This is a genomic window from Bradyrhizobium glycinis, from assembly GCF_016031655.1.
Taxonomy (GTDB): Bacteria; Pseudomonadota; Alphaproteobacteria; order Rhizobiales; family Xanthobacteraceae; genus Bradyrhizobium; species Bradyrhizobium glycinis.
Genome location: NZ_JACCHQ010000005.1, coordinates 251,841 through 275,508, shown reverse-complemented (window position 1 = coordinate 275,508; position 23,668 = coordinate 251,841). Strand labels below are relative to the sequence as shown.

The 23,668-nt window shown below is 65.9% G+C and carries 24 protein-coding genes; 14 read left to right on the top strand and 10 right to left on the bottom strand.

The features are described from left to right. Positions 1-117 precede the first annotated feature (117 nt). Positions 118-1,416: an HlyD family secretion protein gene (locus HZZ16_RS11460; protein WP_197948556.1), complete on the bottom strand. Its 1,299-nt coding sequence runs from the start codon at positions 1,414-1,416 to the stop codon at positions 118-120. A gap of 192 nt (positions 1,417-1,608) precedes the next feature. Between HZZ16_RS11460 and HZZ16_RS11455 the strand changes: the two genes are divergently transcribed. After that, positions 1,609-2,244, top strand: coding sequence for a TetR/AcrR family transcriptional regulator (locus tag HZZ16_RS11455; protein ID WP_197948555.1), 636 nt, complete (start codon positions 1,609-1,611; stop codon positions 2,242-2,244). Positions 2,245-2,285: 41 nt separating this feature from the next. Next, positions 2,286-2,615, top strand: a complete 330-nt coding sequence (locus tag HZZ16_RS11450; RefSeq protein ID WP_197948554.1) for a DUF6665 family protein — start codon at positions 2,286-2,288, stop codon at positions 2,613-2,615. 79 nt (positions 2,616-2,694) lie between these two features. Here the strand turns inward: HZZ16_RS11450 and HZZ16_RS11445 are convergent, their stop codons facing one another. Further along, the gene (locus HZZ16_RS11445) at positions 2,695-3,912 is read right to left on the bottom strand and encodes an extensin family protein (protein ID WP_197948553.1); all 1,218 of its coding nucleotides are present in this window, start codon (positions 3,910-3,912) and stop codon (positions 2,695-2,697) included. A gap of 95 nt (positions 3,913-4,007) precedes the next feature. On the opposite strand from HZZ16_RS11445, the gene HZZ16_RS11440 reads away from it, so the two are divergent. After that, positions 4,008-4,175, top strand: a complete 168-nt coding sequence (locus tag HZZ16_RS11440; protein WP_197948552.1) for a hypothetical protein — start codon at positions 4,008-4,010, stop codon at positions 4,173-4,175. A 198-nt stretch (positions 4,176-4,373) separates the two neighbouring features. Here HZZ16_RS11440 and HZZ16_RS11435 read toward each other — a convergent pair whose 3' ends face one another. Next, a complete protein-coding gene (locus HZZ16_RS11435; protein WP_197948551.1) occupies positions 4,374-5,261 on the bottom strand; it encodes a DUF2147 domain-containing protein in 888 nt (295 codons plus the stop codon). A 196-nt stretch (positions 5,262-5,457) separates the two neighbouring features. Here HZZ16_RS11435 and HZZ16_RS11430 point away from each other — a divergent pair, with 196 nt between their 5' ends. Together HZZ16_RS11430 and HZZ16_RS11425 are read left to right on the top strand one after the other, a co-directional pair. Continuing rightward, entirely contained in the window at positions 5,458-6,231 is a 774-nt protein-coding gene (locus HZZ16_RS11430) for a DUF2147 domain-containing protein (RefSeq protein WP_197948550.1), read from the top strand. A gap of 205 nt (positions 6,232-6,436) precedes the next feature. Next, on the top strand, positions 6,437-7,882 hold the full coding sequence (locus HZZ16_RS11425; protein ID WP_197948580.1) for a FecR domain-containing protein: 1,446 nt from the start codon (positions 6,437-6,439) through the stop codon (positions 7,880-7,882). A 249-nt stretch (positions 7,883-8,131) separates the two neighbouring features. On the opposite strand, the gene HZZ16_RS11420 is transcribed toward HZZ16_RS11425, so the two are convergent. Together HZZ16_RS11420 and asd are read right to left on the bottom strand one after the other, a co-directional pair. After that, the gene (locus HZZ16_RS11420) at positions 8,132-8,719 is read right to left on the bottom strand and encodes an NUDIX hydrolase (RefSeq protein ID WP_197948549.1); all 588 of its coding nucleotides are present in this window, start codon (positions 8,717-8,719) and stop codon (positions 8,132-8,134) included. Between the two features lie 68 nt (positions 8,720-8,787). Then, positions 8,788-9,651 carry an archaetidylserine decarboxylase gene (gene asd, locus HZZ16_RS11415; RefSeq protein WP_197948548.1) on the bottom strand — a complete coding sequence of 288 codons (864 nt, stop codon included), beginning with the start codon at positions 9,649-9,651 and terminating at the stop codon, positions 8,788-8,790. Between the two features lie 35 nt (positions 9,652-9,686). On the opposite strand from asd, the gene HZZ16_RS11410 reads away from it, so the two are divergent. Further along, positions 9,687-11,351 carry an aminotransferase class III-fold pyridoxal phosphate-dependent enzyme gene (locus HZZ16_RS11410; protein WP_197948547.1) on the top strand — a complete coding sequence of 555 codons (1,665 nt, stop codon included), beginning with the start codon at positions 9,687-9,689 and terminating at the stop codon, positions 11,349-11,351. A gap of 303 nt (positions 11,352-11,654) precedes the next feature. On the opposite strand, the gene HZZ16_RS11405 is transcribed toward HZZ16_RS11410, so the two are convergent. From HZZ16_RS11405 to HZZ16_RS11395, 3 genes are all read right to left on the bottom strand, one after another. Next, positions 11,655-12,314, bottom strand: coding sequence for a hypothetical protein (locus HZZ16_RS11405; protein WP_197948546.1), 660 nt, complete (start codon positions 12,312-12,314; stop codon positions 11,655-11,657). A gap of 125 nt (positions 12,315-12,439) precedes the next feature. Further along, the gene (locus HZZ16_RS11400) at positions 12,440-13,129 is read right to left on the bottom strand and encodes a class I SAM-dependent methyltransferase (protein ID WP_036038402.1); all 690 of its coding nucleotides are present in this window, start codon (positions 13,127-13,129) and stop codon (positions 12,440-12,442) included. A 33-nt stretch (positions 13,130-13,162) separates the two neighbouring features. Next, positions 13,163-14,215 (bottom strand): glycosyltransferase family 4 protein, encoded by a 1,053-nt coding sequence (locus tag HZZ16_RS11395; RefSeq protein WP_197948545.1) that lies wholly within the window; start codon positions 14,213-14,215, stop codon positions 13,163-13,165. A gap of 273 nt (positions 14,216-14,488) precedes the next feature. On the opposite strand from HZZ16_RS11395, the gene HZZ16_RS11390 reads away from it, so the two are divergent. From HZZ16_RS11390 to HZZ16_RS11380, 3 genes are all read left to right on the top strand, one after another. After that, positions 14,489-15,196, top strand: coding sequence for a L,D-transpeptidase (locus tag HZZ16_RS11390; RefSeq protein WP_197948544.1), 708 nt, complete (start codon positions 14,489-14,491; stop codon positions 15,194-15,196). A 99-nt stretch (positions 15,197-15,295) separates the two neighbouring features. Continuing rightward, on the top strand, positions 15,296-15,730 hold the full coding sequence (locus HZZ16_RS11385; RefSeq protein ID WP_197948543.1) for a c-type cytochrome: 435 nt from the start codon (positions 15,296-15,298) through the stop codon (positions 15,728-15,730). 63 nt (positions 15,731-15,793) lie between these two features. After that, complete coding sequence (locus HZZ16_RS11380; protein WP_197948542.1) at positions 15,794-16,522, top strand: dienelactone hydrolase family protein; 729 nt, start codon at positions 15,794-15,796, stop codon at positions 16,520-16,522. 1 nt (position 16,523) lies between these two features. On the opposite strand, the gene HZZ16_RS11375 is transcribed toward HZZ16_RS11380, so the two are convergent. Together HZZ16_RS11375 and HZZ16_RS11370 are read right to left on the bottom strand one after the other, a co-directional pair. Continuing rightward, positions 16,524-16,799, bottom strand: a complete 276-nt coding sequence (locus HZZ16_RS11375) for a hypothetical protein (RefSeq protein WP_197948541.1) — start codon at positions 16,797-16,799, stop codon at positions 16,524-16,526. Further along, positions 16,796-17,590 (bottom strand): DUF899 domain-containing protein, encoded by a 795-nt coding sequence (locus HZZ16_RS11370; RefSeq protein ID WP_197948540.1) that lies wholly within the window; start codon positions 17,588-17,590, stop codon positions 16,796-16,798. The genes HZZ16_RS11375 and HZZ16_RS11370 overlap by 4 nt, the downstream gene beginning before the upstream one ends. 150 nt (positions 17,591-17,740) lie before the next feature. Here HZZ16_RS11370 and HZZ16_RS11365 point away from each other — a divergent pair, with 150 nt between their 5' ends. The 5 genes from HZZ16_RS11365 to HZZ16_RS11345 all read left to right on the top strand — a co-directional run bounded on the left by HZZ16_RS11365 (position 17,741) and on the right by HZZ16_RS11345 (position 23,662). Further along, positions 17,741-18,961 carry a helix-turn-helix domain-containing protein gene (locus tag HZZ16_RS11365; protein ID WP_197948539.1) on the top strand — a complete coding sequence of 407 codons (1,221 nt, stop codon included), beginning with the start codon at positions 17,741-17,743 and terminating at the stop codon, positions 18,959-18,961. 29 nt (positions 18,962-18,990) lie between these two features. Beyond that, positions 18,991-19,629 (top strand): Vgb family protein, encoded by a 639-nt coding sequence (locus tag HZZ16_RS11360; protein WP_197948538.1) that lies wholly within the window; start codon positions 18,991-18,993, stop codon positions 19,627-19,629. Between the two features lie 133 nt (positions 19,630-19,762). After that, positions 19,763-21,331, top strand: a complete 1,569-nt coding sequence (locus HZZ16_RS11355) for a DUF4403 family protein (RefSeq protein WP_197948537.1) — start codon at positions 19,763-19,765, stop codon at positions 21,329-21,331. A gap of 111 nt (positions 21,332-21,442) precedes the next feature. After that, positions 21,443-22,552, top strand: coding sequence for an ABC transporter ATP-binding protein (locus HZZ16_RS11350; protein WP_197948536.1), 1,110 nt, complete (start codon positions 21,443-21,445; stop codon positions 22,550-22,552). 60 nt (positions 22,553-22,612) lie between these two features. Continuing rightward, positions 22,613-23,662, top strand: coding sequence for an ABC transporter substrate-binding protein (locus tag HZZ16_RS11345; protein WP_197948535.1), 1,050 nt, complete (start codon positions 22,613-22,615; stop codon positions 23,660-23,662). The last annotated feature ends 6 nt before the right edge of the window (positions 23,663-23,668 follow it).

Below are 23,668 nucleotides of genomic sequence, written 5' to 3'. Positions count from 1 at the left end.
CTCCTCTTGGGGAGTCTCCCTGGAGGAGACACCCTCTCCCCAGCCCTCTCCCGCAAGCGGGAGAGGGAGCGCACTTGCACTCGCAGCCAGGGTGTTGCGTCTCATGCCTGGTCCACCCTACTTCGGATGGACTGCGGTGGGATCGTCGAGGTCGACCTCGCTGTCGGCGTCGGCGGCGCCCTTGTTGGTGTCGACGGTGGCGTAGACCGACATGCCGGCGCGGAGCAGGTTCTGCTTCGCCACCGATTTGGGCACGCGGATGCGGACCGGCACGCGCTGCACGATCTTGGTGAAGTTGCCGGTGGCGTTGTCGGGCGGCAGCAGCGTGAACACCGAGCCCGCGCCCGCCGCGATGCTGTCGACCACGCCGGAAAACTTGCGCATGCCGTAGGCATCGACCTTGATCGTCACCGGCTGTCCCGGACGGATGCGCTTGAGCTGCGTCTCCTTGAAATTCGCGTCGATATAGACGTCGTCCAGCGGCACAATATTGCCGAGCCGCTGGCCGACCGCGACGAAGTCGCCTGTGTTGACCAGGCGGTTCGAGAACGTGCCGGTGACGGGCGCGCGCACCGCGGTGAAGCCGAGGTCGCGCTCGGCCTTGGCCAGCGTCGTCTTGAGCTCGGCAAGCTGAGCCTGCGCTTCGGCCTGCTGCGCTCTGGCCACGTCGACATTGCTGACGGCAACCTCGTAGGCGGCCTTTGCAGCCTTGACCGCGGCGGCGCCCTGGTCGCGCCCGGCTTCCGAGCTTTCGAAGGTGGCGCGCGAGGCAAAGCCCTTGCTGCTCAGCGCCTGCTGGCGCTCATAATCGAGGTCGGCGCGCTTGAGGCCCGCTTCCGCGGAGACGAGCTGCGCCTTGGCCTGGGCGACCTGGCTGTCGAGGGCGGCGACCTGGCGGCCGATGCGATCGATGGTGGCCTGCTGGGTCGCGATCTTGGTCGCGGCGGCTTCGACCGCGATTTTGTAATCGCCGTCGTCGATGCGGAAGATGATGTCGCCGGCCTGGACGGGCGTGTTGTCGCCGGCGAGGATCGAGGAGATGTGGCCGGCAACGCGCGCGCCGAGCATGGTGTTGTTGGCCCGGACATAGGCATCGTCGGTCGAGATGTAGAAGCGGCCGACCAGCGTGTAATAGCCGGCATAGCCCGCAACGGCGAGCGCGAGCGCGAGGCCGACGCCGCTCAGGACGAATTTGCGCTTGCCGGATTTGGGCGCAGCGGCGGGTGCCTCCGGCGGCTTGTCGGTCACCGGGTTCTCGGGCGCCTCGCGGGTCGGACGCTTCGTTTCCTCGGCGACATGAACGCGCCGCTGCTCGGCGGCGGGGGCGGATGTCTCGGAGACAACATCACCGCCCACCTGGTCCTCCACCACTTCCTGGCGAAGGACGCGAGCCGTCTGGTCTCTCGATATGGCCATCAAGGCCTCCCCATAAAACGCAACCGAGGGCGGCCGCTATTGCAGGCGGTTTCCTCACAGGATTTCAAATACCATTGACCGAACGGTTCGGTCAATATACAGATTGTCTCCTGCAGACTTTACTGCCGCGTATCCTTCGTTGGCGTTCATGGGCCCTGATCCGATCCAAATTCCTTCCGAGACCCTAAACCAATGGTTGTAGCTGCCGGCGAACAATTGCACATCGTCCCGGACGAGGACAATTCCAAGCGCCGCCAGATTCTGGACGGTGCCCGCAAGGTGTTCATGGATCTTGGCTTCGACGGCGCCAGCATGGGCGAGATCGCCCGCGCCGCGCAGGTCTCCAAGGGCACGCTCTACGTCTACTTCGCCGACAAATGCGCGCTGTTCGAAGCCATCGTCGAACAGGAGGCGCTCCAGCATGGTCAGGTCGTGTTCAGTTTCGATCCCGACCGCGAGGCCGAGACCACGCTGAAGGAGTTCGGGCTCGCCTATCTTCACCTGGTCTGCCGCCCCGGTGGCGGATCGGCGATCCGCACCGTGATGGCGATCGCCGAACGCATGCCGGATGTCGGCCGCCGCTACTACGCGCGGGTGCTGGACAAGAGCATCAACCGCCTCTCCGCTTATCTCAGGGCCCGCGTCGCATCGGGCGATCTTGCGATCGACGATTGCGATCTTGCGGCGTCGCAGTTCATGGAACTGTGCAAGGCCTCGCTGTTCCTGCCCTTCGTGTTCCAGGCGGAGCCCGCGCCGTCGGAGCAGCGCATGACCGCGGTGGTCGAGAGCGCAACGCGGATGTTTCTGGCGGCGTATAAGGCGAGGTAGCGGCGCGTTGCGCCTGTGAGCCGGGCGGCTATATTGCCGCCATGTCTCGTGATCTTCGCCCGCCGGTCGACATCCTCCACTACGAGATCGTCCAGGAACAGGCCTCGGCGCTTGGACGGATGGGCCGCGCCCTCGAACAGAGCCTGTCGCGTTTGCGCGAGTTCGACGCCGCCCACGCAGCGACCGAACTGCCGCAAGCGATGCAATCGGCGAGGCGCAAGCTGGTGCTGGAAGCCGGCCAGGCGCTTTGGATGTTCGTGGTGCAACGCGAGGCGTCCGGCCTGCGCGACAGCCGCCACATCATGCGCACCTACAACGTCCCGGGTGAGGTGCAGCTCTGCATGGGACTGGCACCATCGAAGCTGCCGTAGCCCGCATGGAGCGAAGCGGAATGCGGGGACACTATTCCCGGATTGCCCTTCGCTCCATCCGGGCCACTGGCAAATCCAGCTAATCGTCGGCGTACTCGTCTTCTTCCCGCTTGCGCATCGTGCTCTTGCGCGAACCGAGCGAACCGGTCACCGACGGCTCGCGCGCACTCGCATAGGGTCTGCGCGATTGCGCGCGAGCGGCGACCTCTTCGCCGGACACCGCGGCGGGCTGGCAGATCAGGCGGCGGCTGGCGCGGCGCATCAGATCGACGTGGATGTGATCGTAGTGGTAGACGTTCGAGCCCGGCGCCAGCACGGTGGTGAAATGCGCGCAAGCCCCTGCCTGCACGTCGCGCAGGAAGCCCTGCTCTTCCGGCATGCCCCGCCAGCCGTCCTTGATCGTGACACGGCGGCCGTCGGCGAGCACGAAGGCCGAAATGTCGAGCGCATTGCCGAAGGCGTGCTCGGAGATGTGGGAGTGCGGATTGCCGTTCATGCCGCGGCAGGAATAGGCGGAGATCTGTTTGATCTCGGCGACGCGCACGCCGAACCAGCGCATCGCCGAAGGCTGCACCGTGTCGGCGAGCCAGCGATCGAGCTCGGACACGATCGGACAGGCGAGCGTCGCGGTCGGCTTGATCGCGACCGGACCGACGGTCGTGACGGGATTGCCCTGCGCAGGACCAAGACGCGGCAGCGGCTGCTGTGCCGGCGCCTGCGAGTAAGGCGCAGGACGAGCCGGATAGCTCGGTGCGTTCATATAGCGCGCCGCACCCGCGGCATCGGTGCCCTCCGGCGGCAGATCGATCTCGTCCTCCTGCGCGGCCACGCCGGGTGCGTTCAGCGACATCGGCCCGGACGAGGTGCCGTAGCCGGCGGGCTGGCGCACCGCGCTCTCGGGATAGTTCGAGCGCTGCGGATAGGACGATGCCGGATAGGACGATGCCGGATAGCTCTGGCTCTGCGGATAATTCGACTGCGGCTGCACCGGCCAACGCGGCTGGTTGCCGATGCTCCCGGGCGGACGCAGCGCCTCGTCGGCAAAGCCATAGGTGCCGGAGGCTTCGCCGATGGCGGCGACCTTGAGCGGAAACTCGGCGCCGCAGCTGCCAGGCCCGGAGATCGGGTCGATGCGGACGATGTCCGCGCTTTCCTTGACCGCGCCCGATTTCAGGCATGCGGCTTCCGCCTCGGCCCGCCATGGTTCGCGTTCGGCCTGGAAGAAGCCGCGACCGCAACCCGCTAGCGAAACAAGGACGATGGAGCCGACGAGATACAAACGAACTCCGCGCGTCATGCACGCACGTTCGATGAATTTACTTAAAGACTCTTCAACGTGTTGATTTCAGTATCCTTTAACCATACCGAGCGCGGCGGCACCGGTTGCTGTCGATGACGCGCGACAGCGAGCCTGACTTTTTCGAAAAGAGACTTTCTGTTAACCATAAGGCCAGCGCGCACGGAGGAAGCGACCTCATGACGTTCGCCGGCAGACTGAGCGTTATCACCGCCTATCTCGCCATGGCCTTCGTCGGCGCCATCGTGCTCGGGATGATCTAGACTCAAAGCACACGGTGATTCTCTTCCCTTCTCCCCTTGTGGGAGAAGGTGGCGCGCGAAGCGCGACGGATGAGGGGTTCTATCCTCGCGGCCTGGTGCTTGTGGAGACAAACCCCTCACCCAAGTGAGCCCGCGTTAACCAGCGGAGCTGCCCTCTCCCACAAGGGGCGAGGGCACAACAATGCGCATCGCAGCGAGCTACGACCGCGCGCTCCATTGAGGTGACGTCGTGATCAGCTGCTCGCGCGGCGCCTCGACCCGCGTCCAATCGTTGCCGGAGCACCAGAGGCGGCCGAGCGCGCAGGCTTCGACGTGAAGCTTGCCGGAGCTCTTCAGAGTCATCGTCGCATAATAGGTGTTGCCGCTGGATCGGCTGTAGATGCTGCCGGTCCAGACACCGTGCTTCTTCGGCTTCATGTTGACGAGCACGCTCTCGCCGCGGCTCGTCGCTTCACTGAGCGCGTAACCGCACAATGCAGATCCACAGCGCTCGATGCGGACCGTGCCCTTGGCGCCTAGGCTCTCCCATTCGCCGAGCGGCGCATGGCTGTCGTCATCGCCGGTCTGCGCCACAGTTACGGTGTGATTGATCTCGGCGCTCGGGACGATGACCGGCGGCTCGATGCGCGGGGGTTCGAGCGCGGCGGTCTTCGGCTGATCGACGCGCTCCAGATCAACCCGCGGCGGACCGGGGCTCAGCGTCTCCATTCTCGAAATCTCCAAGCTTGGCGCCGGCGGCGGTGCAACGGGCTGCGACGTCGCCGCAGCAAGAACGGGAGGTGCCGGTGGCGGCACGACCACAGCCGCTTGTGGCGGCTTGACCGGTACCGTCGAACAAGCCGGCTGCGGTGCCTGGACCACCGGCGCAGGCGCCGGCTGCGAGGCCGGTGCCGTGCCGATATCGTCCGTCGTCCTGAGGCTGCGCTTGGAGGCCACCGTGATACAGGACGCGGATCGGCAATTGCGCGGCGCCTCGACAAGGAACCGGTTGCCTCCGATCGAGAACGTGTAGGAGCCAGCCTGCGCCGTCGGCGCGATCGCCAGCAGCGCGATCGATGTGGCAAGGCAAGTGGCAAGCCGCTGCATCTGCGTCTCCCTCCGTGTGGCGACGACGTTACGCAGCGCCGGCTCGGCTTGAGTGTGCGCTGCATCACCCAGGCGGCGTTCGCTCGTTGTGACGCCCATCACAGAACAGCCGACCGCCCCGGCTTAGAGTCGAACCACGCTTCATCCACCAGCGACTTCAGTCCATCTCGGGACCACGCTATTTTCGGAGGTTGTCATGAACAAGCTCTCCATCGCCGCCACCGCCCTCTTCCTGGCTTCGAGCGCCGCCGCACATGCCGGCAACTCGATCTCGTTCCAGATCGAGGGCCAGCACATCCGCATCGAGACGCCGCGCAACTGCGCTTCGCTCAATTGCGTGACCATCGTCGCGCCGGGCCTGTCGGACAAGCCGATCAAGCTGAACAACATCAACCTCAAGGGCCTTGGCGGCTCCAAGGACGATGACGACGACACCACGCCGGCTCCGGCGCCCACGACGGCGCAGCCCACGCCGGCTCCCGTGCAGCAGCAGCCCGTGCCGCAAGCGACTGCGCCGGCAGCGCCAGCCGCGACCCCACCGGCTGCCCCAGCCGCGACCGTTGCCGCTCCTTCTGTCGGCTTCGACAGCTCGCAGCCTGCTCCTGTTGCTGCGCCTGCCGCCGCCCCCGCTCCCGTCGCCGCGGCTCCCGCGCCGGCTCCGGTGGCCACCGCGCCCGTGCCCGCAGCGAACTCGCCGATCGGCGTCTGGGCGACCGAAGAGAACAAGGGCAATGTCCGCGTCGAGCAGTGCGGCGCCAATCTCTGCGGCTATGCCGAGAAGACCAATGAGCGCATCCTGATCAACATGAAGCCGGAGGGATCGAAGTGGAGCGGCCGCATTCGTGATCCCAACTCCGGCCGCAATTACGACTCCACGATCTCGATGAAAGGTCCGAACGCGATGCGCGTGCAGGGCTGCGCCTTCGGCGGTATGTTCTGCGGCGGCCAGACCTGGAAGCGGGTGAGCTGATAGCGAAGGCGTCATCGCGAAGCATACGACGTCGTCATGCCCGGGCTTGTCCCGGGCATCCACGTTCTTCGTACCGAGCAGCAAGACGTGGATGGCCGGGTCAAGCCCGGTCCATGCGACAGACGTTCATCCACCATTCAGCCATCCCCCGTTGAAATCGCCCGATCTCGCCTCACGTTCTCACCGGGACTTCCTCGTGACATCAATGCTGGCTTGGCGCCGCTTCGTGTTCGCGCTCGTGCTGCCGGCATTGCCGCTGGCAGGCAGCAGCGCGGCGCGTGCATTCGAGACGATCGAAGTCGCACAGGCGCAGCCGCAAGCCGAGCCAACGCCCGCGCCTTCGCCGACGCCTTCCGCCACCCCGGCACCGTCTGCAGACGCACAGCCCGCCGCCGTCGAGCCGATCGGCAACGTCGCGACCGTGACGGGGATCGCGACCGTGATCCGCGACAAGAATTCCTATCCGCTGCGCGTGCGCGACGACATCTATCTCAACGACATCGTGCAGACCTCGTCGAACTCCTCGCTCGGCATCACCTTCACCGACGCTACCACGTTCAAGCTCACGGCCAGCGCGAAGATCACCATCGACAATTACGTCTATGACGAGGGCGGCAAGCAGAATTCGGCGATCTTCGACGTCGGCAAGGGCACGGTTGCCTTCGTGGCGGCCGCGGTGGCGAAGACGGGCGACATGAAGATCACGACGCCGACGGCAACGCTTGGCATCCGCGGCACCACCGGGGTCGTCGACGTCCCGGCAGGCGCGGCTGCGAACAGGGCGAGCACCGTCAACGTAAAACTCTATCCCGACGCCGACGGCCGCGTCGGCCACATCGAGGTCGACGACCGCTCCAGCGGCGCGCGGCTCGGCGCGCTGACGCAAGCCGCGAGCGGCTTTGCGATCCGCCCGGGTGCAGCCCCGGCCGGCGGCATGCGCTTTGCTGCCGTGCCGATCACGATTCCCGCGCAGCAGATCGCGCGCGACCGCGGCTTCGTCAGCCAGGTGCATCTGGCGCAGACGGCGGGCCGGCAGATCGTCATCGAGCAGCGCGACTTCCGTCGCGCCAATCCGACTGCGCTCAGCCGCATTCCGCGGCCGGCACAACCGCCGCAGCAGCAACAATTGCGGCCGACGACGGCCCCAGGGCAATTGCCGCAACGGCCGAACGGTCAGCCGCGTCAGGACAACCGTCCGGGTCAGCAGCAGCCGGGCACGCCGGGCCGGCAGGGACAAGGCGCGCAGCCCCCGCAGCGGCAGGGACAACAAGGCGGCACCGGCCAGCCTGGCGCGCCGCGTGCCGGGCAGCAGCAACAGGTGCAACCGCAGCCCGGCCAGCCGCGAGGTGCCGGCCGTCCACGCGCACCGCGCGCCGGACAAGGCACGGCGCCCAACAGCGCACCGCAGACCCTGCCCCAGCGTGGTGGACAGATTCAGCCCGGAGGAATCGTGCCGCCGCAACCGGGCGGCACACAGCAAGCAGGACCGCAGCAGCCATTGCCGCGCACAGGATTGCAACCGGGCCAGCCTGCGGCTCAACAACCAGGCATGCAGCACCCCGGCGGCTTCCAGCCGCGCCTCCCCGCCGCGCAACGTCCCGCAGCGCCGCGCAGACCAGCGCCCGCTCCGAAGGAGAAAGAGCGGCGGTGACGCGCCACTTTCTCCCGTTGCGGGCGGAGGTGCATCGTCAAACGCAGTGGTGGCTTCCGAGGAAATAGTGCGAACGAGGCGCGCTCCGCCTTCTCCCGTCATTGCGAGGAGCCCTTGCGACGAAGCAATCCAGAGTCTTTCCGCGGAGGAATTCTGGATTGCTTCGCTACGCTCGCAATGACGGCTTGGTGGGAAGGAGACCCGCCCAACCGCATGAACCCTCAGGCGCAGGCACGATACGACCCGACCTCACGCCTCGCCGCGCAGCCAGGCCTTCACTTTTTGCAACAGGCCGTGCCGCAACTCGTCGATGGAAGCTGCTTCCACGGGTGTCAGCGCCTGCAATGATGCATCGATGTCGTCTTTCGCCAATGGCGATACGGGCTCGGAAACCTGCTTCGCCTCCGGCGCAACCGCAGGAGCCAGCCCCGCTGCCGCGAGCGCGATCGGTCCGATCTGAGTCAGGAACGCGCGCTCATATTCGCGCGACAGACGGGCGATCGCATCGTCCAGCGTCAGCCAGTCGACCGCCTTGATGTCGTTCATCAGCTTGCGGACCGGCCCGCCGTCGGCTTCCATCCGCCAGAAATGCACGACCTTGGAGCGCCCGCCGGACTGATAGACGAGCGTGCCCAGAAATTCGTGCACGGCGACGTCGTGGCCGGTCTCCTCCAGCACCTCGCGGTGCGCGGCTTCCTTCGGCGTCTCGCCGTCGTCGAGCTTGCCCTTGGGCAGGACCCATTCGTTGCGCTTGCGCTGGCGCACGACTGCAACCAGCGGCACCGGCCCGCGCCGCAACACAATACCACCCGCCGCCATGACCGGCGCCCGCGCCATCGTCAGATCCGTATCGATCGAATCGTCCCCGCCCGACGATATAGGCGGCGGGGACGGCGGATTGAAGGCTACTTTCTTCTGAGCAGCGCTTGACCGGCGCGAATGCGCGTGCCCTCGGCAATGCCGTCGCAGAAGGAGAAATCGCCGGGCGCGAGGATGATGATGGTCGAGCCATGCTCGAACCAGCCGAGCTCCTCGCCTTTGCTCACGTTGACGTCGCAGGGAAAATTGACCGGGCAGCGCGTCTGCGCGTTCAGCACCATGTCGAGGAAGTGCAGGCGGATGCTCGCAACCAGGATCGCCGCCACCGGGACCAGCGTCACCGCTTCGCCGGTCGATAAATGCGTGCGGATCACCGCGCGCTCGTTCTTGCAGAACAGACGCTCGACGCGCTTGAGCGCGATCGGGTTGACGTTCCAGACGTCGCCGTGGATCAGCGTGACCCGCTCGATATGCGCGTCATAAGGCGCATGGAAGCGGTGATACATGCTCGAGGTCAGCCGCAGCGTGACGAAGGAGCCGTTGCGGTGCTGCTCGACCAGCGCGGAATCGCCGACGAGATCGAGCAGCGAATAAGGCGCGCCCTTGACCTGGAACAGCTCGGTGTCCGCGATTTTGCCGTGAGCGCCGACGATGCCGTCCGACGGGCTCGCCACCACCGCAGCATCAGGATCGAACGGCCGCAGGCCCGGCTTCAGCTCCCGGGTGAAGCAGTCGTGCAGACTCCTGAAATGCGTCTTGCGCGCCTCCGACAGGTCGAGGTCGGAGAACAGCTTCCACAGCGCGATCGAGAAGTCCCGCACCAGGGGATTCTCGATCTTGGAGAACCAGCCCATGAAGCGGGTGAGGGCCGCGCGCGGGATGCGGTTGGTCAACAGGAAGTTGAGGTCTTCCTGCTGGGTGAACGAGGCGATGAGGGCTTTGACTGTCATGAATCTGTCAGCTCACAGGTTTAGCGCTTGTTGTCATGGAAACGACACTCCCGATTCTCTCGATGTCCGTGGCCGCCGCAGCATCCGCTGCCGCCGTCCTCCCGAAGATCAAGGCGCGGGTCGAACTGTCCCGCGCCAAGCACCGCTCGCTCGCCGGGCACTCCAAGATGTCGCGCCGGGTGGCGCGGCTGCTGCCGTTCTACGAGTTCGACGGTGATCGATACTTTGCCTGCGACGGCGCGCCGGCGAACATCGCAGCGCAGCGCAAGGACGCCTTCTTCCGCCTCGCCAGGCTCTACGCCGAGCGCTACCCCAAAGGTCGCGCGATGACCAAGGAGGCGGCCGAGAAGATCTCCGATCTCAACTTCACCGAAAGCTACCGCGTGCCGTTCCAGTTCTCGCGTCTCGTCCGCGAGCATCTGGGCACCTCGACTTTCATGGAATCGTCCAGCGGCGTCACCGTCACCGATGTCGACGGCAACAGCTTCTACGATCTCACGGGCTCCTACGGAGTCAACATCTTCGGCAACGACTTCTACAAGGAGTGCATCGAGGGCGCCGAAAAGCGCGCGCATGCGCTCGGCCCTGTGCTCGGCCCCTACCATCCCGTCATCCTCGAGAATGTGCAGCGGCTTTGCCAAATCTCCGGCCTCGACGAGGTCTCGTTCCACATGTCCGGCACCGAAGCCGTGATGCAGGCGGTGCGGCTGGCGCGCTACCACACCAAGCGCACGCACCTGGTTCGTTTCGCCGGCGCCTATCACGGCTGGTGGGGCGACGTGCAGCCCGGTGTCGGCAATCCCATCCCTGCGCACGAGACCTACACCCTCGCCGAAATGTCGGAGAAGACGCTGCATGTCCTGCGGACGCGCAAGGACATCGCCTGCGTGCTGGTCAATCCGCTGCAGGGCCTGCATCCCAACGCCAACGCGCCCGGCGATTCCTCGCTGGTCGATTCCTCGCGCGGCGGCAATTTCGATCGGGCGGCCTACACTGAATGGCTGAAGCAGCTGCGCGCGGTCTGCGACCAGCGCGGCATCGTCCTGATCTTCGACGAAGTCTTCGTCGGCTTCCGCCTCGCCGCCGGCGGTGCACAGGAATATTTCGGCGTGCGCGCCGACATGGTGACCTACGGCAAGAGCCTCGCCGGCGGCCTGCCGGTCGGCGTGGTCTGCGGCAAGCGCGAATTGATGCGCCGCTTCCGCGACGACCGTCCCGCTGACATCTGCTTCGCCCGCGGCACCTTTAACTCGCACCCCTACGTCATGACGGCGATGGACGAGTTCCTGAGCCGTCTCGCCAGCCCGAACTTCCGCGCCGTCTATGACGGGCTGGAGGAGACCTGGAACGGGCGCGTGAAGAAGCTCAACCAGATGATGCAGGATGCCGACCTGCCGGTGCGCTTCGCCAACTTCTCCTCGATCTGGACGGTGAAATACACCACGCCGTCCCGCTACAATTGGATGCTGCAATATTACCTGCGCGCCGAAGGCCTGGCGTTGAGCTGGGTCGGCACCGGCCGGCTGATCTTCAGCCTCAACTACACCGACGCCGACTTCACCGAAGTCGCCGACCGCTTCGTCCGCGCCGCGCAGAAGATGAAGGCCGACGGCTTCTGGTGGCACGACGGCGTGCTCACCAACAAGCAGATCAAGCGGCAGATCCTGAAGGAGATGCTGGCCAAGCGCTTCGGGCGCTGAGGCTCGCTCTTCCACCACCACCGTCATTCCGGGACGAGATCCCTCCTCCCCCTCTCCCCGCCTGCGGGGAGAGGGTCGGGGTGAGGGGGACTCTCCGCGCGCGCGGTGAGAGTTAGTGGACACCCCGCCGGCAGCACCCCCGCGGAGACTCCCCCTCACCCGGATCGCATCTACGATGCGCTCCGGCCTCTCCCCGCACGCGGGGAGAGGCGAAGAAGCAGCCCCTAAGACGTGGATGCCCGGCACAAGGCCGGGCATGACGTAGCCATCGGACATCGCAGCGTGTCGCGTGCGCAACGCGCTTCAAGCGTGCTGCTCTTCGAGCACGGGCTCATCGATGAAGCCCAGCGTGTGCTCGGGGTTGAGGTGCAGGCCGGGATCCATCAGCTCGCCGCGCATCAGGGCGAGCGGGGCCTTGTGATAGAGCATCAGATCATGGAAGGGATCGGTCAGGATCTTGGTCATCCAGACGAGGCCGGTCTCGACGTCGCGGATGAAGAACAGGTGCACGGTGCGGAACAAGAGGCCGCCGCCGCCGACCACGAGCCAGATCTTCGCCACCTGCCGCATGAAGTCGGTCGCGCTCTGCCAGGGCGTGAAGATGCCGAACAGGGTGGGATCGACGACCAGCACCAGCGGCGACAGCGCCCAGATCGCCATCAGGACCACCTTGCGATGCAAATTGTAGCCGACCTTGATCTCTTCCTTGTACTCGTGCGTCGCCTGGTTGATGTGGTCGTAGGTGTGCGGCTCGAAGAAGAAGTGGCCGGCCTGGCGCGAGGTCATCGACACCAGCCAGCCGACCAGCGCAGAGACCACGGGATCAATGAACAGCCAGACATAGGCGACGAGGAAGCTCAGCGCGCTGACGAAGTGCAGGCTCTGATTGATGCGGCTGTGATGATAGTAGCGATGGTCGTCCCAGCGCTGGATCCGCAGCTGCTCGAGATAATTCTTGATCATGCTCTTCCCCAAATGCTTTCGGGTTCAGGATTTACAGAGATTCGATGTAGGCCGTGTGACATCATCATTTTGTCATGTGACGATGTGCAGCGACGCGATGACGCACGCGACGCGTGGGCTTCAGATCAAGCCGCCTTGGCGACGTCGACCTTGCGGAAGCGCACCAGCGAGAAGTGTCCCAGCGGCGGAATCAGGCGGCGCTCGGCAAGCTCGATGCCGTGCGCGCCGGCGAGCCATTTGGCGTAGCGCGACCAGGCGAACTCGGCGGTGCGGAAGCCGAGCGGGCGCACCACCGGCTGCAGCTTCTGCTCGATGAAGCGGCGCATGCCGGTGTCGGCGCTGACGCGGGTGAGGATGATCAATTCGCCGCCCGGACGCAACACGCGGGCGAATTCGTCGAGCGCCTTCTCCGGGTTCGGCACGGCGGTGACGACGTATTGCGCCATCACGACGTCGAAGGAATTGTCGGGGAATTCGAGCTTCTCGGCGTCCATCACCGCGAGGCCCTCGACGTTCTTCAGCTTCTGCTCCTTCACGCGGCGGCGCGCCTTGTCCAGCATCGCTTCCGAAATATCGGTGCCGAAGATGCGCAGGTTCGGCGCGTAGAGCGGCAGCGAGATGCCGGTGCCGACGCCGACCTCGAGCACGCGGCCGCCGATCTTGTTGGTGGCCGCGATCGCGGCCTGCCGGCCCTTGGCGAACACGCCGCCGAACACGAGATCGTAGACCGGCGCCCAGCGGTCATAGGCCTGCTCGACCGTACCGCGGGTGAGGTCGAGCTGCTGGGTGCCGTCAAGGTTCATGATCTTAGCCATCGGTGATGTTCTCGCTGTGGTTCGAATGGACGATCAACCGCGCACCGGCCGCCGCGCCATGCGAGGCGAGGCACGGAGGACGCGGCTGGGTTGCAGTGAGGTGAGGTTGCCGACGAACTGGCGCGCGCTGTTCTCCCAGGAGCGCTCCAGCGCGAAATTGCGGCAGGTCTCGCGCGACATCGTGAGCGCGCGCAGGCACGCGGTGCGCAGATCGTGGTCGATCGCGCCGATCGGGTGATCGGCAATGACGTCCTTCGGTCCCGTGACCGGAAACGCCGCGACCGGCGTGCCGCAGGCGAGCGCCTCGAGCTGCACCACGCCGAACGTGTCGGTCAGGCTCGGAAACACGAACACGTCGGCTGCGGCGAGGTGCGCGGTGAGATCCGCGCCCTTCTTCTCGCCGAGGAAGACCGCGTCCGGATATTTCTTCTCCAGCGCTGCCTTCTGCGGGCCGTCGCCGACGACGACCCTGGTGCCCGGCAGGTCGAGCGAGAGGAATGCTTCGAGATTCTTCTCCACGGCCACGCGCCCCATCGTCATGAAGATCGGGCGCGGCAGGTCGAGCTCTGCGGGAGCATCGGGATGAAACAGCCCCGTGTCGACACCGCGCGTCCAGAAGCCGAGCCGCTTGAAGCCGCGCTCCGACAGCTCCTGCCGCAGCGAGGGCGTCGCCACCATGGTCATGGCGGCGGCATCGTGGAAGTGGCGCAGCACGGCATAGCCGACGCTCGCGGGGATGCCGGTCCGCACCGAGACGTATTCCGGAAAGCGCGTCGTATAGGAGGTGGTGAAGGCGAGCCGGTTGCGGCGGCAATAGGCGCGCGCCGCCCAGCCGATCGGCCCCTCGGTGGCGATATGCAGCGCGTCCGGCGCGCACCTCTCGATCCGCCGTGCGATCTCCTTCCCGCTCGGCAGCGCAAAGCGCAGGCCCGGATAGGTCGGCAGCGGCCAGGACGGAAAGCCGTCGGGGGTGAGGAAGTCGATCTCGACGTCGAGGGCCTTGGCCGCATTCGCCAGGGAGGTCAGGGTGCGCACCACACCGTTGACCTGCGGATGCCAGGCGTCCGTCGCGATTAATACCCGCATGGGAAGATCCCGAGAGTTTGATGATTCTCAGGCATCGACCATCAACGAAGGATATTTCAGGCGTGTGACGTCACAGAAGTGTCGGCGTGCTGTTTTGTTCGTTAACGAGCCGGCGGAGCCACGAAACTGTCATGAAACAATTCTTGCCGCCGTGAAACCGTTTTCGGTTTTCCCCGCAAATGTCCCGAAACGTTTTGCCGTTAGGACTTTAGGCAACGGAGCACCGCAACGGTGCCGCGGTGAGCAAAACACCGAGCAAACAGGGGCGATCACATGTTCAATCTGGACACGTTCAAGACGTTTTCGCGCGCCGTTGCGTTCGGCGCAGTCGCGGTCTCCGTAATCGCGGTCGCAGGGGCAGCCAAGGCCGCGCCGGTGCAGATCTTCCCGTTCTTCCAGCCGCTGCCGCCGATGACCGCGCCGCAGCCGCTGCAGCCCTATCAGGCGCCGACCTACCAGACCGAGCCGTCCGAGGATCAGGACGCGGTCGAACTGCCGGCCCGCTTCCGCCGCCAGACCGTCTCTTATCCGACGCGCGAAGCACCAGGCACGATCATCATCGATACGCCCAACACCTATCTCTATTACGTGCTCGGCAACGGCCAGGCGCTGCGCTACGGCATCGGCGTCGGCCGCGACGGTTTCACCTGGTCCGGCGTCCAGTCGGTGAGCCGCAAGGCCGAGTGGCCGGCCTGGACTCCGCCGCCGGAGATGATCGCCCGCCAGCCCTATCTGCCGCGCCACATGGCCGGCGGCCCCGGCAATCCGTTGGGGGCTCGTGCCATGTATCTCGGTGGCACCATCTACCGTATCCACGGCACCAACGCCCCCGAAACCATCGGCAAGCGCGTCTCCTCCGGCTGCATCCGCATGACCAACGAGGACGTCACCGACCTCTATTCCCGCGTCAACGTCGGCACCAAGGTGATCGTGCTGCCGATGAATGAGCGCCGTGCCGACCTCGGCGCCGCGAACCGCTAAAGCGACAGGACATCATGACGCGAACGGCCCCGGAACCCGCCGGGGCCGTTTTCGTTTGCCCTCGACATCCCCGTTGCGCCTGCTGCGGCGCGATCCCCGATGGAGGCGCAAATGCGACCACGAAGGCAACCCTCGCCAAGCCCATGGCTGCACGCCCTCGCCGGCGCCGCAGCACTGACGCTTCTCGTGTCCGCGCCGTCCTCGCTCGCGCAGCCATCCGCGAATGACGACGCCGGCCAGCAGGCCTTCAACAATGCATGCCGCACCTGCCACTCCATGAAGGAGGGCGACAATCGCCTTGGTCCCAACCTCAACAAGATCGTCGGACGCAAGGCCGGCTCGCTGCCGGACTACAATTACTCCTCGTCGATGAAGGACGCCGGCTTCGTCTGGGACCAGGACAAGCTCACACACTTCATGGTCAAGCCGGATGAGGTGGTGTCCGGCCACAAGATGCAGCCCTATGGCGGCATCTCGAAGGAAGAGGCGACCCGGGTGATCGCCTATCTGCAATCGGCGGCAGGGCAGCGCTAGACGCAGCACTTGCGCAGGCTTGCGATTGCTCGTTAGCCTGGCTTCAGCAGCCATGGCACGGGCATGACACAAACACCCCTTCCCTATCGCGATAGCACCGCCGATCTCCAGGGCATCCTGGTCACGGACGACGCAACATCAGGCCGGCGCCCCGGCATCGTGCTGTTTCCCGACGCCCGCGGAATCGGGACGCATGCGATCGCCTGCGCGGAGCGACTGGCCGGACTCGGCTTCGCCGTGCTGGTGGCGGATCTCTATGGCAGCGGCAGGACGGCGCCCGACGTCCCCGGCGCGATCAAGCTGATGAATGAGCTGCGAGCCGACGAAGAGCGCTGGCGCGGGCGGGCCCAGGCGGCGCACCTCGCCTTGTCAGGGCACGACGCGGTCGACGCCATGAGGCTTGCCGCCATCGGCTATTGCTTCGGCGGCACCACCGCACTCGAGCTGGCGCAAACCGGCGCGACGCTCGCCGCAGCCGTCTCCTTCCATGGCGGGCTCACGAGCCTGAAGCCGGATCGGGCTGCCCATATCAAGGCCAAGGTTCTGGTCTGCCACGGCGCCGCCGATACGCTGGTGACGATGGCCCAGCTTGCGAGCTTCGAGGAGCATATGAGCAGGACCGGCGTGGACTGGCAGGTCAACGTCTATGGCCGCGCGGCGCATGGCTTCACCAATCCGGAGCTCGTCGACGCCGCGTTGCCGAACCACGCCTACGATGCCGCCGCGGATCGGCGGTCATGGGCCGCGATGCTCGGCCTGTTCGAGGAAGTTTTTGGGCTGAAGCTGCGCTAATTTAGACGCCCGCGCCCCGCCACTCCGCGATCAATCTCAGCCATGCCGCGGCATGAAACGCGCTCATCAGGAGATACATCGGCACCATCCCGCCGAGCAGAGAGCCCTGCCCGGCGCCGCACAGCATCTCCGCGGGCCCACCCCCGGCCAAAGCGGTCAGCACGGCCATGATGGCGAAGGTCGGCGTGGCCGCCAGCGCCAGCCATCTGGCGAGGTGGCGCGCGGCCGCCACAATGTCCGGGCAGCCATTGGGGACCGCGCTGACCGGACCGTTCATTGCCGTTCCCCCGCGGCCTCCTCGCGGAAGGCTTTCTCGCCGGCGTCCGAGATCTCCACCCATCGCTTGTCGGGCGCCGCACCTTCCGAGTAGCTGTCGTGCCAATTCCACCATTTGTAGGTCGGGGTCTGAGGGTAACCTTCCGGCGAATCCTCCCACACCTCCTGGCGGCCGAGCGGGGTGATGTCGAGATAGTTCCAGGTCCCGCCCATCTGCTCGTCGCCGCGGCTCTTGACGAAATAGGTGCGGAAGATGCGGTTGCCGTCGCGGTAGAACACGTTGGTGCCGTGCCATTCGCCGACGCCGAAATCGGCATCGAAACTGTCGGTGATGGTGACCCAGGGCATGATCCAGCCCATCCGCTGCTTCAGCCTGATGATGTCGGCCTGGGGCGCGCGCGAGGCGAAGACGAGCGTCGTATCGCGGGCATTCAAATGCGAGACATGGGCGACCTGGTCGGCCACCATGGAGCAGCCGCGGCAGGCGTGATCGGGCCAGCCGAACACGCCGGGCTCGAAGAAGGCGCGATAGACGATCAGCTGCCGCCGGCCCTGGAACAGGTCGTGCAGACTGAGCTTGCCGCCGGGCCCCTCGAACGCATAGGTTTTGTCGACAGCCATCCACGGCATGCGGCGCCGCTCGGCGGCCAAGGCATCGCGGGCGCGGGTGTGCGCCTTCTCCTTCACGAGCAGCTGCAGACGGGCCGCCTCCCAGTCCTGCGGCGACACCACCGGCGGTGTCTGCATGGCGGTCTTTCCGTTCGTCTTTGCGTTTTCTGCTGAACTCATCATGGCTCTCCAAATCCCTTATTCGGCCGACCATGTCCCGCCCCGCTATGAAAGCCGCGGAACCGATCGCCCCTCGCCGCACATCGTCGGCCTTCCACGATTTCTGGCACCAAGCCGGCGCGCGGTGGGAGTAACAAGTGTGGCGGGATTGACATGGAATCGCTGATCACTGCCGCTGCGCGCGCGCTCGAAGCCGGCGATCCGCTCGGCGCCCTGAACCGGGTCGCGCTACGCAACGATGCGCCGTCGCTGGCGTTGCGCGGCATCGCGATGGCGCAGCTCGGCGATCTCGCCAAGGCCAAGTCGCTGCTGCGCACCGCCGCGCGCGCCTTCGGTCCGCGCGAGGCGGCGGCGCGCGCAAGGTGCCTGGTGGCCGAAGCCGAGATCGCACTGGTCTCGCGCGATCTGAACTGGCCGGTGAAGACGCTCGCGGCGGCACGCGCGACGCTTGAAAGCCACGGCGATCTCGTCAATGCCGCCCATGCGGGCCATATCGAGGCGCGCCGTCTGCTTCTGGTCGGGCGCCTCGACGAGGCCGAGCGCACGCTCGCCGAAGTCCGTCCCGCCATGCTCCCGCCCGCGTCCCAGGTCGTCCGCGAGCTCGTGCTCGCCGGCATCGCCATCAGGCGGCTCAAGACGAAAGACGCACGCACGGCGCTCAGCCGCGCAGCTCACGCAGCACGCCTTGCAGACATTCCGGCGCTCGTAGCCGAGGTCGACAGCGCGAACCTGATCCTCGACACGCCGGCAGCGCGCCTGATCGCACGCGGCAGCGAACATCCGTTGTTGCTGGGAGAAGTCGAACGGCTGGCGACCTCGACGGCGCTGGTCGTGGATACCTTCCATCACGTCGTGCGCAGGCAAGGCGTCGCGGTGTCGCTCGGAACGCGTCCCGTGCTGTTCGCGCTCGCGCGTCTCCTGGCGCAGGCATGGCCGACGGATGTCTCGCGCGAGACGCTGATATCGGGCGCCTTTCAAGCCAGGCACGTCGATGAATCGCACCGCGCGCGCTTGCGCGTCGAGATCGGACGGCTCCGCACCAAGCTCGAGCCCCTGGCCGATATCAGCGCGACGAAGCAAGGCTTCGTGCTGGCGCCGCAGAAGACACGCGACGTACTCGTGCTGGCGCGGCCCAATGAGGAGAAGCACGCCGCGGTCCTCGCCTTTCTCGCCGACGGCGAGCCATGGTCGAGCTCGGCGCTCGCACTTGCGCTTCGCATCAGTCCGCGCACTGTGCAGCGCGCGCTCGAAGAGCTGGCACGGTCGGGCAAGGTGCAGTCGTTCGGACACGGACGGGCGCGCCGCTGGATGACGCCACCCGTCCCCGGTTTCCCGACAGGCTTGTTACTCCCCACGCCGCTCCTGAAGACGTAGGATGCGCGTTGAGCACAGGGATCGAGCACATGAAACGTTCAGTCGCCGAGATCATCACGGAGTATGGGCCCTTTCCAGGCGTCGAGGCCGTGCATGGCGTCACCTATGACGGCAAGCATGTCTGGTTCGCCTCCGGCGACAAGTTGAACGCGGTCGATCCGGCCGACGGCAGGATCGCGCGCTCCATCGACGTCGCCGCGCACGCGGGAACGGCGTTCGACGGACGGCACCTTTTCCAGATCGCCGAGGACCGCATCCAGAAGATCGATGCGGCCTCGGGCAGGGTGCTCGGCACCATTCCGGCGCCCGGCGGCGGCGGCGATTCCGGCCTTGCCTGGGCCGAGGGTTCGCTCTGGGTCGGACAATATCGCGAGCGCAAGATCCATCAGATCGATCCCGAAACGGGGAAGATCCTCCGCACTATCGAGAGCAAGCGCTTCGTGACCGGCGTGACCTGGGTGGACGGCGAGCTCTGGCACGGCACTTGGGAGAACGAACAGAGCGATTTGCGTCGGATCGACCCCGAAACGGGAAAAGTGATCGAGCAGATCGACATGCCCGCCGGCACGATCGTGTCAGGCCTGGAGTCGGACGGCGGTGACCGCTTCTTCTGCGGCGGCGGCAATCGCGGCAACGTGAGAGCGGTCCGGCGCCCGCGGCAAAGCTAGTCCTGCATCCAAGGCACGCCGACGGCGCGTTCACAATCGGTAACCTGTTCGCCCCAATTCCACCCAACGGGTGCGCTCTAGCGCCCTCCTCGCCCGCCCTGTAGAATCCCCGCCCGGGCGGCTTGGGGGATTGATGCGTCTGACGTGGAATCTGAAGACTATCCTGATCGGCGTCGCGGTGCTCGCGGCGTCGTTCTTCATCAGCCTGAAGGCGATGGACTTGCTGGCGCCGCGCGCGACGAATTCGGCGCCGCCGGTCGCGCAGCTGCCGCCGCTGCCGCCGGCCTCGAAGAGCTCCATCGTGATCGCGCCGGTCGCCATCGCGCTGTCGGCGATCCGCGAGCAGGCCGAGAAGGCCGCGCCGCGCAATTTCGCGGGGAAGGCCGACAACCCGATCTCGCAGATTCTTGAGAATGCCGATATCGGCTGGTCCACAGTCCGGGGCCCGATGGCGGCAGCCGGCGACAAGGACGTGCTGACGATCTCGACGCCGCTCACCGGCAAGCTCAACGTGACGGGCTCGCTGTCCTCGAAGGCCACGGGCGCGCTTGGCGATGCGCTCGGCAGCGTGCTCGGCGGCGACGCCGCGAAGCGGATCGGCGCGGTCAACATCAAGAACCTGAATGCGAGCGCGGAGATCAAGGGCAACGTCATCGTCACCTCGCGCCCGAAGCTCGCCGCTGCGTGGTATCTGGAGCCCAATCTCGGCGCCCAGGTCAATCTCGGCGACACCAACCTCAACGTCGCCGGCGCCAAGGTCAACGTGCCTGCGCAGGTCAAGCCGCTGATCGACAAGACCGTCGGCGAGCAGATCAACACCGTCTCCGAGCGCATCCGCAACGATCCCAGTCTGCGCGACAATGCCAAAGCGCAATGGATCAAGGCCTGCCGCTCGATCCCGCTGCAAGGATCCAGCGCCTCGGCAGCGCTGCCGCCGCTCTGGCTCGAGATGAAGCCGGTGCGCGCGATCGCGGCGCAGCCGCGCGTCGATGCGCAGGCCGTGACCTTGCTGCTCGGCCTCGAAGCCGAGACACGCGTGACCTCGACGCCGACCAAGCCCGATTGTCCGTTCCCCGACAAGATCTCGATCGTGCCGCCGACCGGCACCGGTGTGAACATCGGCGTGCCGATCGACGTGCCCTTCACCGAGATCAACAAGCTGATCGCAGCGCAGATGGTCGGCCGCACCTATCCCGAGGACGGCTCCGGCCCGGTCGACGTCACCGTCAAGAGCGCCAACGTCGTCCCCTCGGGCGACCAACTGCTGATCTCGCTGCTGGTGCGCGCCAAGGAGAAGAAGAGCTGGTTCGGCCTCGGTGCCGAGGCGAATGTGCACATCTGGGGCCGGCCGGTGCTCGACCAGGCGCAGCAGACGCTGCGGCTCACCGACATCCAGCTCGCCGTGGAATCCGAGGCCGCGTTCGGCCTGTTGGGTGCCGCTGCGCGCGCGGTGGTGCCGCAGATGCAACAGGCGTTGCTGCAGAAGGCAAATCTCGATCTGAAGCCGATCGCCGCCAACGCCCGCGAGAAGATCGCCGCCGCGATCGCCGATTACCAGAAGAGCGAGGACGGCCTCAAGGTCGAGGCCAGGATCGACAGCCTGACCCTCGCGGACATTGCCTTCGATTCCAAGACCCTGCGCGTGGTCGCGGAAGCCGGCGGCTCGCTGAACGTATTCGTGACGAAGCTGTCGGGGATGTAGCGCGTCCGCACTCACCGGACCCGCACACGTCCTCGTCGCTTGCGCCGCTGGCATTCTCGCCGCAGGATGCTAATCTCCCAAACGCATTGTAGGGGACACCGCGAGGACAACATGGAAGCCGGCATGGTCATGCCTGCGCCGGCGCTGGTGCGTTTTTCCGGCATTCAGAAGACCTATGATGGCGAGCATCTCGTGGTGAAGAACCTCGATCTCGACATCAGGAAGGGCGAGTTCATCACCCTGCTCGGTCCCTCGGGATCGGGCAAGACGACGACGCTGATGATGCTCGCCGGCTTCGAGATGCCGACCCATGGCGAGATCTACCTTAGCGATCGGCCGATCAAGAACGTGCCGCCGCACAGGCGCGACATCGGCATGGTGTTCCAGAACTACGCGCTGTTTCCGCACCTGACGATCGCGGAAAACATCGCCTTCCCGCTATCGGTTCGCAAGTCGAGCAAGGCGGAAACGCAAGAGCGCGTCAGCGCGGCGCTGCGCATGATCAAGATGGAAAGCCTGGCCCACCGACGGCCGGGGCAGCTGTCCGGCGGTCAGCAGCAGCGGGTGGCGCTGGCTCGCGCGCTGGTGTTCAATCCGCAGCTCGTGCTGATGGATGAGCCGCTCGGCGCGCTGGACAAGCGGCTGCGCGAGCAGATGCAGCTGGAGATCAAGCAGCTGCACGAGACGATGGGCATCACGATCGTCTATGTCACCCACGACCAGAGCGAAGCGCTCACGATGTCGGACCGCATCGCCGTCTTCAACGACGGCATTGTGCAGCAGATCGACCGCCCCGACGCGCTTTATGAGCATCCCGTGAACAGCTTCGTCGCCCACTTCATCGGCGAGAACAACGTGCTCGCCGGCACCGTCGAAACCGTCGAAAGGGATTATTGCCGCGTCGCGCTGGCCGGAGGCGGCACCGTCGCCGCGCGGGCGGTCAACGTGTCAGGCGCGGGCGCATCGACCTCCCTGTCGGTGCGACCGGAGCGTGTCGCAATCGTCCCGAATGGCAGTTCGGGCGAGGGACCGAACCGGCTGCCGGCGAGGGTCCAGAACACCATCTATCTCGGCGACCACGCGCTTGCCGTGCTGGATGTGGCCGACAACGCCGAGTTCATGGTGAAGCTTCAGCCCGGGGCGCATCACAGCCTAAGACCTGGCGAAGGCGTGTTCATCACCTTCCGCCCGGAGGACTGCCTCGCCCTCGATCCCGTCTGATCGAACGGCAGCCGAAACAATCAATGTCTACGCAACTCACATGAAGAAGGAACGAACACCATGTTGAAGCGCAAGATTGCCCTGGGTTTCGCCGCGGCGCTGAGTGTCAGTGCTGCGCTGGCTACGATCGCAGAGGCGCGTGACCTCACCGTCGTCTCGTGGGGCGGCGCGTATCAGGAAGCCCAGAAGAAGGTCTATTTCGAACCCTTCAAGAAAGCGTCCGGCATCGCGATGAACGACGAATCCTGGGACGGCGGCGTCGGCGTGCTGCGCGCCAAGGTGCAGGGAGGCGCCGCCACCTGGGACGTCGTCCAGGTCGAGAGCGATGAGCTCGCGGTCGGCTGCGAAGAGGGCCTGTTCGAGAAGCTCGACTATTCCAAGATCGGCGGCGAGGCCGCCTATATCCCGCCGGCGGTCAATCCTTGCGGCGTCGGCGCCATCCTCTACGATTTCGTGCTCGGCTACGACAAGGACAAGCTGAAGGAGGCCCCGAATGGCTGGGCCGACTTCTTCGACACCAAGAAGATTCCGGGCAAGCGCGCCCTGCGTCAGGGTCCGAAGACCACGCTGGAGATCGCCCTCATGGCCGACGGCGTCGCACCGAAGGACGTCTACAAGGTGCTGGCGACCGAGGACGGCGTCGAGCGCGCCTTCAAGAAGCTCGACACCATCAAGGGCGACCTCGTCTGGTGGAAGGCCGGCGCGCAGCCGCCGCAATTGCTCGCCTCCGGCGAGGTGGCGATGACCTCGGTCTACAATGGCCGCATCGACACCGCGAACAAGAACGAGAAGAAGAACTTCGGCATGGTGTGGGACGGCGCGCTGTTCACCCTCGATAGCTGGGTCATCCTGAAGGGGAGCCCGAACAAGGATGCGGCCTACAAATACCTGGATTTCGTCGGCAAGGCGGAGAACCAGTCCAAGCTGTCGGAGAACATTGCTTACGGCACTTCGAACAAGGACGCTGCCGGCCGGCTCGCGCCCGCCGTCCTGAAGGACCTGCCGACGGCGCCTGACAACATCAAGAACGCGGTCGAGATCAACGTGGCCTTCTGGCTCGAGAACATCGACCGCCTGACCGAGCGCTTCAACAAATGGGCCGCGAAATAGCGATCA